Source organism: Marivirga arenosa, from assembly GCF_030503875.2.
GTDB classification, from domain to species: domain Bacteria; phylum Bacteroidota; class Bacteroidia; order Cytophagales; family Cyclobacteriaceae; genus Marivirga; species Marivirga arenosa.
In genome coordinates this window covers 1,929,320-1,946,673 of sequence record NZ_CP129968.2, presented here as the reverse complement: position 1 = coordinate 1,946,673, position 17,354 = coordinate 1,929,320, and the positions used below count along the sequence as shown (strand labels likewise).

Below are 17,354 nucleotides of genomic sequence, written 5' to 3'. Positions count from 1 at the left end.
TAAAAAGTTACGAAACAGTTTTACACTTATATAAAAGTTTTACTTCTCATTAGCTCCTTTACATTATTGAGCTTTAAATCATATTCACAAGTTACCATAACTGAGGCTGATTTAAGTAATATATGTGTAGATGGTGGTTATTATGGTCTTCCTGATATAGAGATTACTGAAACTAATACAGGTGACTTCCCCAACACCTCAGGCAATACTAGGTATTACAGAATTGAACTACCCCCCAATTTTGAATTTAAACCTACAGGTGGAACCATTTCTGCTACCGGCATTGGAGGAGATATTAATGCATCTTCCTCTACAAATAGAGGAACGAATTGGTTGCAAGTAAATCTAATAATTAATGCAACTAGTCAAATTAATTCTATTTTCTTTCAGGACTTTCAAGTAAGAGCTATTACTGCTGGCTCGTCCGGAAACATTACTAGAGTTGATTCTCCAACAGGTACGGACTTAAATGTAAATGGTGCACCTTTTGGTACTTTACATGGATCATTAAGTAGTATTGAATCTCCAACTATCACTGGTCAACCATCATCAGAAGCAATTTGTGAAAATGAAAATACAGCTTTTACAGTATCAGTTACCGGTGGTTTATTAAGTTATCAGTGGCAAAGAGATGCTGGTGGCGGTGCAGGTTTTGAAGATATTGATATAAGTATGGATGGTGGAATTTATAGTAATTTTACTTCTTCCACCCTTCAAATCAATAATGCTCCTATTAGCATTGATACTTACAATTACCGCGTTGTAGTTACAGGTGCCTGTTTGCCTATCGTTACATCTACATCAGCACAAATAACTGTTGAAGCTCTCCCTGCTGCACCAACAATAACCAACCAAAACCAAGAAATATGCTTAAATGAAGCATTCCTAACTCCGTCAGCAAGCGGTACTGGAGGAACTATTACATGGTATGATGATGCAGGCCTAACTTCTGTTTTAACTACTGGCGGATCACCTATAAATGCAGACATAGGTTTTGACAACTCTACAGCGGGTACTACAACTGTTTATGTAACTGAAACTTCTGCAAATGGCTGTGAAAGTGATCCTGCAATGGTTACTTTAGTGGTTAATCCTTCTGTTAATACAACCACCATAACTACTAATACCACCCCCTCTGCTTCAGAAGTATGTGATGGAGGTGTTCTTAACTTTACAATAACAAATACTCAAAGTACTAATAAATACCAATTAATTGATGAGTCCAACAATCCCTTAAGCTCAGAAATTGTAGGAAATGGTGGAGATATAATAATTCCTACAAATTCTTTTGATATCGGTACTTTAGGAACCTCTGAAACAGTTTCTGTTTTAGTGACCATTTTGAGTACAGGATGTGAAGGAGTATTATCTGCACCTCAAAACATTAATAATATTACAATTAACAATCCTCCTACAGTTACTCTTGCTAGTGATGATCTTGATAATATAATTTGTAACGGTTCTCCTATAACTTTTACCGCAGGTGGAGCTGCTACTTATCAATTTTTTGTTAACGGACTTGCCGTTCAGGGTCCTTCTGCCTCTAATACGTATTCTACTTCTTCTTTAGCTGATGGTGATATGGTCACCGTTACAGGTATTGATGGAAATAATTGTTCTGCTACGCATGCAGGCATTACAATTACCGTAGAGGATGCTCCGGCTGCCCCTACTATTCTTCAAGGGCCAAGTGTCTCAACTTGTGAGGGGGGGTCCATCACTCTGACCTCTTCTCTAGCTCCCGGTTCTACTGAGGGATCTTATAGATGGTATAAAGATGGTGTTCTAGTCCCCGCATTAACAACACGAGATATCTCCTTAAATCTTGTTTCTGAAAGCGGAAACTATTCCGTTGAAGTTACTAATGGAGACAATACTGCCTCTTGCTTTAGTAGCCCTTCTGCTGCTACCTCTGTTACTATTAATCCATTACCTAACAACACTTTAACTGTAACCCCTTCGGCTACTGAAGTGTGTGATGGTTCTTCATTGGTTTTTACTATTGACGGCTCTCAATCCGGAGTTAATTATCAATTATTTGATCAAAGTAATTCTGCTTTCTCATCTTCAGTAGGTGGTAATGGTGGAACTATAACCATTGCATCAAATGCCTTTGACTATACTGCCTTAGGAAGTGATGGTTCAGAAACTATTACTGTTCGTGCTACTAATGCTACCACTAGCTGTACGGATGACCTTGCTGACACTGAAACTATTACTATCAATCAATTACCTACTATATCATTAAATAGTGATGATCTTGATAATATAATTTGTAACGGTTCCCCTATAACTTTTACCGCAGGTGGAGCTGCTACTTATCAATTTTTTGTTAACGGACTTGCCGTTCAAGGTCCTTCTGCCTCTAATACGTATTCTACTTCTTCTTTAGCTGATGGTGATATGGTCACCGTTACAGGTATTAATGCAAATAATTGTTCTGCTACGCATGCAGGCATTACAATTACCGTAGAGGATGCTCCGGCTGCCCCTACTATTCTTCAAGGGCCAAGTGTCTCAACTTGTGAGGGGGGGGCCATCACTCTGACTTCTTCTCTAGCTCCCGGTTCTACTGAGGGATCTTATAGATGGTATAAAGATGGTGTTCTAGTCCCCGCTTTAACAACACGAGATATCTCCTTAAATCTTGTTTCTGAAAGCGGAAACTATTCCGTTGAAGTTACTAATGGAGACAATACTGCCTCTTGCTTTAGTAGCCCTTCTGCTGCTACCTCTGTTACTATTAATCCATTACCTAACAACACTTTAACTGTAACCCCTTCGGCTACTGAAGTGTGTGATGGTTCTTCATTGATTTTTACTATTGACGGCTCTCAATCCGGAGTTAATTATCAATTATTTGATCAAAGTAATTCTGCTTTCTCATCTTCAGTAGGTGGTAATGGTGGAACTATAACCATTGCATCAAATGCCTTTGACTACACTGCCTTAGGAAGTGATGGTTCAGAAACTATTACTGTTCGTGCTACTAATGCTACCACTAGCTGTACGGATGACCTTGCTGACACTGAAACTATTACTATCAATCAATTACCTACTATATCATTAAATAGTGATGATCTTGATAATATAATTTGTAACGGTTCCCCTATAACTTTTACCGCAGGTGGAGCTGCTACTTATCAATTTTTTGTTAACGGACTTGCCGTTCAAGGTCCTTCTGCCTCTAATACGTATTCTACTTCTTCTTTAGCTGATGGTGATATGGTCACCGTTACAGGTATTGATGGAAATAATTGTTCTGCTACGCATGCAGGCATTACAATTACCGTAGAGGATGCTCCGGCTGCCCCTACTATTCTTCAAGGGCCAAGTGTCTCAACTTGTGAGGGGGGGTCCATCACTCTGACCTCTTCTCTAGCTCCCGGTTCTACTGAGGGATCTTATAGATGGTATAAAGATGGTGTTCTAGTCCCCGCTTTAACAACAAGAGATATCTCCTTAAATCTTGTTTCTGAAAGCGGAAACTATTCCGTTGAAGTTACTAATGGAGACAATACTGCCTCTTGCTTTAGTAGCCCTTCTGCTGCTACTTCTGTTACTATTAATCCATTACCTAACAACACTTTAACTGTAACCCCTTCGGCTTCTGAAGTGTGCGATGGTTCTTCATTGGTTTTTACTATTGACGGCTCTCAATCCGGAGTTAATTATCAATTATTTGATCAAAGTAATTCTGCTTTCTCATCTTCAGTAGGTGGTAATGGTGGAACTATAACCATTGCATCAAATGCCTTTGACTATACTGCCTTAGGAAGTGATGGTTCAGAAACTATTACTGTTCGTGCTACTAATGCTACCACTAGCTGTACGGATGACCTTACTGACACTGAAACTATTACTATCAATCAATTACCTACTGTTGCTAATGCAGGTTTTGATCAAATTAGTTGTGCTGGCTCAGGAAATTTTACTCTTTCGGCAAATAATCCAGTTATAGGAACGGGCATATGGACATTAATAAGTGGTACTGCTACGATAAATTCTCCAAGTTCTAATAGTTCAACTGTATCCGGTATACCTGCAGGATCATCTGCTGTATTAAGATGGACAATTTCTAATAACCCATGTACCGATTCATTTGATGAAATTTTATTAACTAACCCTAATTCTATTTCTGCTACCGCTAGCCTGAGTACTTCTACCGGAACGGGCTTTAACCTGGATTGCAATGGAGACCTTGATGGATCGATCGACATTACCCTATCAGGAGGAACTCCTCCCTATACCTACAGCTGGTCTACTGCTGATGGATCTGGCGTAAATGCTAACTCACAAGATCAAATCGGACTTTCTGCTGGCACCTATGATGTGGACATCACCGATGACAACGGTTGTACCATCACTGAATCCTATACCATTACTGAACCTTCTCCTTTAGCCATTTCTCTGGATGCCTTGAGTTCTTCTACTACCGGAGGATTTGAACTTAACTGTAATGGCGATGCCAATGGATCGATCGCTATCTCCGTATCTGGAGGTGAAGGAGCCTATACGTACGCTTGGTCTACCGCAGATGGTAGCGGACTCGTGGCTACTGATCAAGACCAAACTGGACTAACAGCTGGTACTTATGACCTTACTGTTACTGATGCTAATGGATGTAGTACTTCTACAAGCTATACCCTAACAGAACCTACACCACTTACTCAATCTGCTGTTCTAACTGATGTAGACTGCAACAGTGCCGCTACTGGAGAAATTAACCTTACTCCTGCTGGAGGGGAAGGCGCTTATACCTACGCTTGGTCTACTGCCGATGGTAGTGGATTGGTAGCCACCGATCAAGATCAATCTGGTTTAACGGCTGGTACCTACGATGTAACTATCACCGATGGAAACGGTTGTACCAGTTCTGCTTCTTATACCATTAATGAGCCTGATGCTATTTCTGCTACCGCTAGCCTGAGTACTTCTACCGGAACGGGCTTTAACCTGGATTGCAATGGAGACCTTGATGGATCGATCGACATTACCCTATCAGGAGGAACTCCTCCCTATACCTACAGCTGGTCTACTGCTGATGGATCTGGCGTAAATGCTAACTCACAAGATCAAATCGGACTTTCTGCTGGTACTTATCAGGTCGACATCACCGATGACAACGGTTGTACCATCACTGAATCCTATACCATTACTGAACCTTCTCCTTTAGCCATTTCTCTGGATGCCTTGAGTTCTTCTACTACCGGAGGATTTGAACTTAACTGTAATGGCGATGCCAATGGATCGATCGCTATCTCCGTATCTGGAGGTGAAGGGGCGTATACATACAGCTGGTCTACCGCAGATGGTAGCGGACTCGTGGCTACCGATCAAGACCAAACTGGACTAACAGCTGGTACTTATGACCTTACTGTTACTGATGCTAATGGATGTAGTACTTCTACAAGCTATACCCTAACAGAACCTACACCACTTACTCAAGCTGCTGTTCTAACTGATGTAGACTGCAACAGTGCCGCTACTGGAGAAATTAACCTTACTCCTGCTGGAGGTGAAGGCGCTTATACCTACGCTTGGTCTACTGCCGATGGTAGTGGATTGGTAGCCACCGATCAAGATCAATCTGGTTTAACGGCTGGTACCTACGATGTAACTATCACCGATGGAAACGGTTGTACCAGTTCTGCTTCTTATACTATTAATGAGCCTGATGCTATTTCTGCCATCGCTAGCCTGAGTACTTCTACTGGAACGGGCTTTAACCTGGATTGCAATGGAGACCTTGATGGATCGATCGATATTACCGTATCAGGAGGAACTCCTCCCTATACCTACAGCTGGTCTACTGCTGATGGTTCCGGTGTAAATGCTAACTCACAAGATCAAATCGGACTTTCTGCTGGCACCTATGATGTGGACATCACCGATGACAACGGTTGTACCATCACTGAATCCTATACCATTACTGAACCTTCTCCTTTAGCCATTTCTCTGGATGCCTTGAGTTCTTCTACTACCGGAGGATTTGAACTTAACTGTAATGGCGATGCCAATGGATCGATCGCTATCTCCGTATCTGGAGGTGAAGGAGCCTATACGTACGCTTGGTCTACCACAGATGGTAGCGGACTCGTGGCTACCGATCAAGACCAAACTGGACTAACAGCTGGTACTTATGACCTTACTGTTACTGATGCTAATGGATGTAGTACTTCTACAAGTTATACCCTAACAGAACCTACACCACTTACTCAAGCTGCTGTTCTAACTGATGTAGACTGCAACAGTGCCGCTACTGGAGAAATTAACCTTACTCCTGCTGGAGGTGAAGGCGCTTATACCTACGCTTGGTCTACTGCCGATGGTAGTGGATTGGTAGCCACCGATCAAGATCAATCTGGTTTAACGGCTGGTACCTACGATGTAACTATCACCGATGGAAACGGTTGTACCAGTTCTGCTTCTTATACTATTAATGAGCCTGATGCTATTTCTGCCATCGCTAGCCTGAGTACTTCTACTGGAACGGGCTTTAACCTGGATTGCAATGGAGACCTTGATGGATCGATCGATATTACCGTATCAGGAGGAACTCCTCCCTATACCTACAGCTGGTCTACTGCTGATGGTTCCGGTGTAAATGCTAACTCACAAGATCAAATCGGACTTTCTGCTGGCACCTATGATGTGGACATCACCGATGACAACGGTTGTACCATCACTGAATCCTATACCATTACTGAACCTTCTCCTTTAGCCATTTCTCTGGATGCCTTGAGTTCTTCTACTACCGGAGGATTTGAACTTAACTGTAATGGCGATGCCAATGGATCGATCGCTATCTCCGTATCTGGAGGTGAAGGAGCCTATACGTACGCTTGGTCTACCACAGATGGTAGCGGACTCGTGGCTACCGATCAAGACCAAACTGGACTAACAGCTGGTACTTATGACCTTACTGTTACTGATGCTAATGGATGTAGTACTTCTACAAGTTATACCCTAACAGAACCTACACCACTTACTCAAGCTGCTGTTCTAACTGATGTAGACTGCAACAGTGCCGCTACTGGAGAAATTAACCTTACTCCTGCTGGAGGTGAAGGCGCTTATACCTACGCTTGGTCTACTGCCGATGGTAGTGGATTGGTAGCCACCGATCAAGATCAATCTGGTTTAACGGCTGGTACCTACGATGTAACTATCACCGATGGAAACGGTTGTACCAGTTCTGCTTCTTATACCATTAATGAGCCTGATGCTATTTCTGCTACCGCTAGCCTGAGTACTTCTACCGGAACGGGCTTTAACCTGGATTGCAATGGAGACCTTGATGGATCGATCGACATTACCCTATCAGGAGGAACTCCTCCCTATACCTACAGCTGGTCTACTGCTGATGGATCTGGCGTAAATGCTAACTCACAAGATCAAATCGGACTTTCTGCTGGTACTTATCAGGTCGACATCACCGATGACAACGGTTGTACCATCACTGAATCCTATACCATTACTGAACCTTCTCCTTTAGCCATTTCTCTGGATGCCTTGAGTTCTTCTACTACCGGAGGATTTGAACTTAACTGTAATGGCGATGCCAATGGATCGATCGCTATCTCCGTATCTGGAGGTGAAGGGGCGTATACATACAGCTGGTCTACCGCAGATGGTAGCGGACTCGTGGCTACCGATCAAGACCAAACTGGACTAACAGCTGGTACTTATGACCTTACTGTTACTGATGCTAATGGATGTAGTACTTCTACAAGCTATACCCTAACAGAACCTACACCACTTACTCAAGCTGCTGTTCTAACTGATGTAGACTGCAACAGTGCCGCTACTGGAGAAATTAACCTTACTCCTGCTGGAGGTGAAGGCGCTTATACCTACGCTTGGTCTACTGCCGATGGTAGTGGATTGGTAGCCACCGATCAAGATCAATCTGGTTTAACGGCTGGTACCTACGATGTAACTATCACCGATGGAAACGGTTGTACCAGTTCTGCTTCTTATACTATTAATGAGCCTGATGCTATTTCTGCCATCGCTAGCCTGAGTACTTCTACTGGAACGGGCTTTAACCTGGATTGCAATGGAGACCTTGATGGATCGATCGATATTACCGTATCAGGAGGAACTCCTCCCTATACCTACAGCTGGTCTACTGCTGATGGTTCCGGTGTAAATGCTAACTCACAAGATCAAATCGGACTTTCTGCTGGCACCTATGATGTGGACATCACCGATGACAACGGTTGTACCATCACTGAATCCTATACCATTACTGAACCTTCTCCTTTAGCCATTTCTCTGGATGCCTTGAGTTCTTCTACTACCGGAGGATTTGAACTTAACTGTAATGGCGATGCCAATGGATCGATCGCTATCTCCGTATCTGGAGGTGAAGGAGCCTATACGTACGCTTGGTCTACCACAGATGGTAGCGGACTCGTGGCTACCGATCAAGACCAAACTGGACTAACAGCTGGTACTTATGACCTTACTGTTACTGATGCTAATGGATGTAGTACTTCTACAAGTTATACCCTAACAGAACCTACACCACTTACTCAAGCTGCTGTTCTAACTGATGTAGACTGCAACAGTGCCGCTACTGGAGAAATTAACCTTACTCCTGCTGGAGGTGAAGGCGCTTATACCTACGCTTGGTCTACTGCCGATGGTAGTGGATTGGTAGCCACCGATCAAGATCAATCTGGTTTAACGGCTGGTACCTACGATGTAACTATCACCGATGGAAACGGTTGTACCAGTTCTGCTTCTTATACCCTTAATGAGCCAACATTACTCTCAGCCTCTACTACAGTAAGTATATATAATACATTTAACATTAGCTGTAATGGCGAAACCGATGGATTCATTGAAGTAACCGCAGCTGGTGGTACTGGCAACTATACATTCACCCTAAGTGGAGATGCTTCGGCTACTCAAACCCAACCAGGCGCTACCTATCGCTTTAACAACTTAGCGGCCGGTAACTATGATATTGATATAACAGATGCAAATGCTTGTGCTATAACTACTATACCAGTAACTCTTACTCAACCTGATCCGCAAATAGTAGCAAATGCAGGTACAGATCAGATTAATTGTGAAAATAGTAACTTTACATTAGCAGCAAATAGTCCTCCTGCTACAGGATCAGGTGTTTGGACTTTAATATCGGGAACAGCTACAATTAATACCCCATCTTCAGCAATATCAACAGTATCAGGAATAGCGGCAGGTACTTCAGCTACCCTGCGTTGGACAATCTCAAATGGAAGTTGTACAGATACATTTGATGAAGTTACTCTAACTAATAATGTAGCTCCACAATTCGCACCTACTCCAACAAACCTTTTTGTTTGTTCAGGAGAATTAGTTGATATTGATTTTAGTACCCTATCAGGAACGGATAATATTACATGGACCGCGGATAATACCCTAGTAGGAAACCCTACAAATGGTGGTAACGCTATGACATTCGTAGCGGGGCCAAATAATTCAGGAGCAAATTTGGTAACTAATATTACAGTATCAACTTCAAATGCTATTTGTACGTCACCAGTTACCACTACATTCTCTATTACATTATATCCAAAACCAGTTATAAATAATGTCTTCCCTCCTGTTGAAGTATGTGAAAATGAAAACACTGTTGATTTAAATTCTTTAGGTCTAAGTGCGACTCCGGCAGGTGGATCCTTCTCTTTTACAGGACCAGGAGTAACAGGGTCAAACTTTGATGCAACAGTTGCAGGATTAGGTATAATTGAAATAGAAGTAACTTATACAAGTCCTAATGGATGTGTAGCAGTAAAAGATATTAATCTATTTGATGTAGTTCAATTACCAACATCAAATATCACAACAAGCATAACTGAAATCTGTGAAACTCAAACATTAGATCTTACAGCTACCATTGGCGGTGGTGCATCAAGTGGTAGCTGGACTATTACTGGAGGTGGTTCAATAGGTACAATAAGTCCAACTACAAATAATGCAGGAAACTGGACTACTACATTTACCCCTTCTGGTACTGCTTATGGTACAGTTACTGCCCAGTTTGAAGCTGCTACAATAAATAGTTGTGCTTCAAATTTTAAAACTTATACCTTTGATGTATTTGAAAACCCAACTGCGGTAATTCCTGCAAACTTTAGTACTTGTGGAGATGCTAACTTCGATCTTGATGCTACCCTTGGTGGTTCTGCTATTGACGGACAATGGGATGTAATCACGAATGGTAATGCAGCTAATCTGTCTGCTTCCAATACTACTGCTGGGGTGACTACGGCTACTTATACTCCGGATGCCGCAGATTTCAATACCATCATCACTTTCCAATTCACTGCCACTGATCCTAACACTGGTGGACCTTGTGGAGATAATACCTATACTGTAGATGTTTCAATTGATGAACCTGCAGGTGTAAGTATTTCAACTGCTCCTGTAAATATATGTCAAAACTCAACGATTACGGTTTCTGGTGACTTCTCTGGTTCTGCTACTGGAGCTTCTTGGTCTGAAAATGGTAATGGGTCTTTAACCAATATTTCTACTACGGGTAGTACGGTTACAGCTGATTATAACCCTACAGTTGCAGATATCGGGAATACTGTAACTTTTACTTTAACTACAAATAACCCTGCTAATACTTGTGGAAGTGTAAGTCAAACAGTAGATTTTATAATTGATGCTCCTGCTACCGCTACTATTACAAATGCTATAGGAACTGAAATATGTGAAACTCAAACATTAGATCTTATTGCAAATATTGGAGGTGGGGCTACTAGTGGAAACTGGACTATTACAGGCGGTGCTACTATTGGAAGTATTGGGGCCACTACTAATAATGCTGGCAATTGGACTACTACTTTCACTCCATCTACTACTGCCTATGGTACAGTTACTGCCGAATTTGAGGCATTTACTTCTAATACTTGTTCATCAACTATAGAAGTATTTACTTTTGATGTATTTGAAAACCCAACTGCGGTAATTCCTGCAAACTTTAGTACTTGTGGAGATGCTAACTTCGATCTTGATGCTACCCTTGGTGGTTCTGCTATTGACGGACAATGGGATGTAATCACGAATGGTAATGCAGCTAACCTGTCTGCTTCCAATACTACTGCTGGGGTGACTACGGCTACTTATACTCCGGATGCCGCAGATTTCAATACCATCATCACTTTCCAATTCACTGCCACTGATCCTAACACTGGTGGACCTTGTGGAGATAATACCTATACTGTAGATGTTTCAATTGATGAACCTGCAGGTGTAAGTATTTCAACTGCTCCTGTAAATATATGTCAAAACTCAACGATTACGGTTTCTGGTGACTTCTCTGGTTCTGCTACTGGAGCTTCTTGGTCTGAAAATGGTAATGGGTCTTTAACCAATATTTCTACTACGGGTAGTACGGTTACAGCTGATTATAACCCTACAGTTGCAGATATCGGGAATACTGTAACTTTTACTTTAACTACAAATAACCCTGCTAATACTTGTGGAAGTGTAAGTCAAACAGTAGATTTTATAATTGATGCTCCTGCTACCGCTACTATTACAAATGCTATAGGAACTGAAATATGTGAAACTCAAACATTAGATCTTATTGCAAATATTGGAGGTGGGGCTACCAGTGGAAACTGGACTATTACAGGCGGTGCTACTATTGGAAGTATTGGGGCCACTACTAATAATGCTGGCGATTGGACTACTACTTTCACTCCATCTACTACAGCCTATGGTACAGTTACTGCCGAATTTGAGGCTTTTACTTCTAATACTTGTTCATCAACTATAGAAGTATTTACTTTTGATGTATTTGAAAACCCAACTGCGGTAATTCCTGCAAACTTTAGTACTTGTGGAGATGCTAACTTCGATCTTGATGCTACCCTTGGTGGTTCTGCTATTGACGGACAATGGGATGTAATCACGAATGGTAATGCAGCTAATCTGTCTGCTTCCAATACTACTGCTGGGGTGACTACGGCTACTTATACTCCGGATGCCGCAGATTTCAATACCATCATCACTTTCCAATTCACTGCTAATGATCCTAACACTGGTGGACCTTGTGGAGATAATACCTATACAGTAGATGTTTCAATTGATGAACCTGCTCAAGCCTCTTTAGCTCCTACAGGAAATGCAGTTTGTGAAACTGAACCGATCGTTTTAGGAGGAACTATCAATAGTGGAGCCTCAACAGGTCAATGGATTATACAATCAGGACAACCTGACCCGAATGCAGAAACTTCCGGTAGCCTTTCAGCAACCACTAATAATGCAGGAGTATATGAAGCAACATTTACACCAAATGGTACTTATCAGGGAGATGTGATTTTTGAATTTATTGCAATTTCAACTACTAGCTGCAGTAATGATACTATTACAAAAACAATTAATGTTAGAGGTTTACCTATTGTTACAAATACTTCAGACGCATTCTGTGAAACTACTGCTGGTGGTGGAAGTGTAATAGTAGATTTAACCTCTTATAACAATTTTGTAACTAGCGAAACAGGTGTTACAATTGAGTGGTATTCTAATAGTAGTTTAGGAACCCTTGTTCCTGATGAAACAGCAGTATCAGTGGTAAACAATTCAATTTACTATGCGAAAGTAATCTTACCTACTACCAATTGCTTTGATGTCGCACAAGTTGATTTTACGGTTGATCCACAAATCGTTTTAGATGCTGGCGGTGGTGTTTCAAGTAGTGTTGAAATATGTGATGGAGACGTATTAGATTTAGCAAGTATTGCTACTCCTCCTAGCCAGTCGAGTGCTGATGATTTAACATGGACAACAGATGGAGCTGGTTCATTTGATGATGATACTGCCTTAAGACCGATTTATGATCCAGGATCAGATGATTATACTAGCGGTCCAATAACCTTGAGATTAACTGGGTCAAATGCTGGTTTATGTAGTGATGTATTTGATGAAATAACATTGACAATTAAGCAAACTCCAGTAATATCAGCAGCTAACAGTATTAGTCTTTGTTCGGAAGAATTCGCATCAATACCTTTCACTGTAGATGTTACAAATCCTATATTAAATGTAAATATTGATGATCCAACCTTAGTACAAGGCGGTATAAGCATTATCGATGGGAAAATAGAATTTACTAGTTCAATAAATACAAGTGGTACTGATAAAATTGGGGTTATTACATTATCTGCAACTCAGAATGGATGTACTACAATTAAAAGTATTAATCTGACATTAAAAGATAGACCAGTAGTTAATTCTGAAGCAGATGAGCCAATATTATGTTTCCCTTCAGCAGTAAGCCCAAGAACCTTTACTCATAGTTCAGGTACTGGAACCTTTAATTGGGAAATTACAAATCCTGCATTAATTGGAGATGCTACACCTACTACGGGAACTGGAAACTTCCCTGGTTTTGATTTAGCAGACAATCAAACTGGAGCTCCTATTGAAGGGTATGTAAAATATTACTCAGTAAGAAATGGATGCTTAAGCATAGCTGATTCTTTCAAAATCACTTCTAACCCTAGACCCGTTATTCAGAATACTGATGTTACATTCTGTGATGGTGAAAATGTAAATATTGATTTTATTGATAATGTCGGAGGAACCACTACCTTCGATTGGTCAATAGATAATACTACTATTGGAATTGCATTTCCTTCTGGATCTACAAATCAATCTATAACTCCATCAGGCTTTACTGCAAATAATCCATCTAATTCTTCAGATAATGTTGCCATTATTACAGTAATTCCTACTCAAGATGGTGCAAATGGATGCACAGGGCCAACAAAAACAATCACGGTAACTGTACTGCCTAACCCTGTAATGACAAATTCTAATTTTGATTACACTGTTTGTTCAAATGAAACATTTGATTTTGTACCTACTGCAAGTATTCCTTCCGCTGATTTTGAATGGAATTTAATTTCAGGAAACACTTCCGTTGTAAACGGATTGACCCCGTCAGGAACTGGTAATATATCTCTTGATTTAGTCAATACTTCAGGTGTTAATCAAGAAGTTGTTTATGAAATCACCCCTAAAAATAGCAGTTGCTTAGCAACTGCCAACAGTGAGGAATTAACTATAATTGTTAGACCAGAAATTAAATTCGATAATATTAGAGACGAATATTATGTATGTAGTGGTCAGGACTTTGATTTGCCAATTAATTTTGTAAATAATCTTACCAATGTTGAATTTGTATGGACAGTATCACCAAATTCATCCGGAGCAACAGATGGAGTAGGTACAACGGTTTCAGGAAACTTATCCAATACAATCTCTGGAGAAAGTGATGTAATTCAATACACATTAAACACTAGGTTCTTAGACGGAACGTGCACCGGAGATTCGAAGGTCATAGATGTAATTGTTAATCCAAATGCAATTATCGACATCATTCCAATAGCTGATATATGTGAAGGAGATAATGCAATAGTAGAAGCCCAATTACTTAATGGTGCTTCAAGTGGTGTATGGAGTGGTGGTGAAGGAACATTTACATCTACCTCATCCCCTACTACAACTTATATTCCTGATCCAAACGAATATGGTTTAGATGTAACTTTAAGATTTACTGCAAATGATCCTGACGGATCGGGTGTTGCGGGACCTTGTGGAACTGCATTTGATGAAATAACATTTGCAGTTAATACATTACCTAATGTCGCAATTACAGAAAATCTATTCCCTAACGATTTATATTGTATCAGAAATGGATTACAAGAACTTACAGCTACGCCTTCAGGAGGAGTATTTAGTGGAAGAGGAGTAGTTAACAATGGTGATGGAACCTTTGATTTCGATCCAACTATTGCAACTGTTGGTGGCCCATATACATTAACATATTCTTATACTAATCCAAATGGTTGTGTAAACACAGATGAAGTTATAGTAGAAGTTACAAACGGACCGAATTCTAATTTTGATATGGAAACGGATGATAGTAATGGGTTCTTTTGTTCAAATGCATTCATTGAATTAGATCCAGATCAAACTGGGGGTACATTCACTGGCCCTGGTATAGAAATCTTAGGAGGGATACCATATTTCAATGCAGCTTCATCAGAAGTTCTGAATCAAGATACTGTTGATATTACGTATACAGTGTTTGAGGATGCTACAAGTTGTTTAGCTGAAACAACCAAAACATTATATAGAATTCCTGAACCACAAATTACAATTGATTATCAAAACTTATGCGAAATTGATAATGCAGTTCAAATTTTCATAAATCCTGGTTATGATAGTGCTCAAGATTCATTAATCTCATTCCAATTAGAATATGAAAATTCGCCTAACAGAATTTATGAAGAGGGTCAAATTGAACAGTTTAATTCAGCAGGAGTAAAAAATATTACTATAATAGGAACAACCGCATTGGGTTGTACATTTGAAACTACTACTTCTATCAATGTAGGAAATATTCAAAATGTAGATTTCTCATTTACAAATACTAAAACTAGTAATCCAGGTGAAACCCCTACCGAATTTAGGAATCAATCTGTATTAGATGGTGCTGATTCAATAATTTCATACAGCTGGGATTTTGGTATTCCAGGAATTGATACGGATATATCTTCATTAGAAAACCCGAGTTTTAATTATCAAACTGCAGGATCATATCAAGTTCAATTAACTATTGAAACCTTATTAGGATGTACTGAAACCATTTCCAAAACAGTGGCTATTGTACCCGCAATCAACACCTATCCATATTATGAAACTTTTGATAATAATGCTGGAGGATGGACAACAAATAATACAGTAAATGACAGCTTAAGTTCATGGACGTATGGATCAGCAAATGGTGCCTTTATAGGTAATAATGACAATATTAATCCAGGTAACTTCTGGAAAACTGCTGCTAACGGAAACTTTGGATATTATGAAAATGAAGACTCATATTTAGAAGGTCCTTCATTCGACTTAACTTCTCTTGAAAAGCCAATGATTGCGTTTGATATGTGGTTAGATGTAGATGATAGCTTTAGAGCAGGAGCTACAGTTGAATATTCAATTGATGGAGGTTCTACTTGGAATATTTTAGGAGCAGTTGAAGATGAATTAAATTGGTATAATACTACAAACATATCTGCCATTGGTGGACAAAATGCAAACCCATTAAACTATGCTTGGTATTTTATCGGTGAAGAAAGAAATTGGGTAAGAGTAGCTCATACCATAGATGAAGATGAAATTACAAATCTTGCAAGCGTTAAATTTAGAATTAACTTTAAAGGTACTTTATTAAATAGTGATCCTACTGGTATGGCTATTGACAACTTCTATGTTGGAGAAAGACAAAAATTGGTATTAATAGAGAACTTCACTAATCTAAATGCAACAAATTATACCTCAAACAGAGCAAATGTTCAAAATCTTAATAGTACTGGTATAGCTAATGACATATTACCAATCAACTTCCACATATCAATTCCGGATCCTGATTCGGTGAATCTGAGAAATTCAGTTCAAATGGATGCTAGAGCAAGTATATACAGTATTGAGGAAAGCCCTAAAATCGTTATTGATGGAGAAAGATTTAATACCTCAATATTTAATTCAGAGGGATTAACAGAAGAATTCTCGAGAAAAATAACTAGAAGGTCATTATTGGAACCAACTAATTTAGTTGACATCATCATTAATGAAGAAGTTGGTGAAAGCACTATTAGTTTTGATGCTACTTTAAGACCAAATACTGATACTACCAGAAATATGGTGTCTTATTTCTTTGTAATTGAAAAATCCACTACTTCGAATGGGCTTAATAACATTGTCAGACAAATACTACCAAATATAAACGGAGTTGAATTAGATGATTTAAATGAAACCGTAGTAAGTACTTATGAATGGTTGGTTGAGCCACTCTATACTAATACAGACTTAGCTATAATAACTGTGGTTCAGGACAGATTATCGAATAGTGTTTTCGAAATTGACATTACCAACATAAATCAATTTAAACAATCTTCAAAAATTACTAGTAATTCAAATGCTTTAGAGAATATCAATCTTGACCTTTATCCTAACCCAAGTTCAGGAATTGTAAATCTAAACTTTAATCAAAGTTTAAAATCAGAGCTAGAAATATTTGTAGTAGACATGAATGGTAAAGTGATTTTAAATACGAAAGCATTGAGAGGAACGAATCATAAAGAACTGAATTTAAATGGGGTTTCTTCTGGTGTGTACCATATAATTACAAAAACTTTATCAGGAAATCTCACAAGAAAGAAAGTAGTAATACTAGATTAATTATACGCCTTTATTCTTTTGAAAAACTCTAGATTTTTCAAAACCATATTAGGCTAAAGGCGTTATTTCAAGAAATGATTTAATGTCGGCTAACAACT

1 protein-coding gene is annotated in these 17,354 nt (G+C 39.6%); it reads left to right on the top strand.

The features are described 5' to 3' along the window. Nucleotides 1-66: 66 nt before the first annotated feature. On the top strand, nt 67-17,256 hold the full coding sequence (locus tag QYS47_RS08310; RefSeq protein ID WP_322348358.1) for an Ig-like domain-containing protein: 17,190 nt from the start codon (nt 67-69) through the stop codon (nt 17,254-17,256). Nucleotides 17,257-17,354 lie beyond the last annotated feature (98 nt).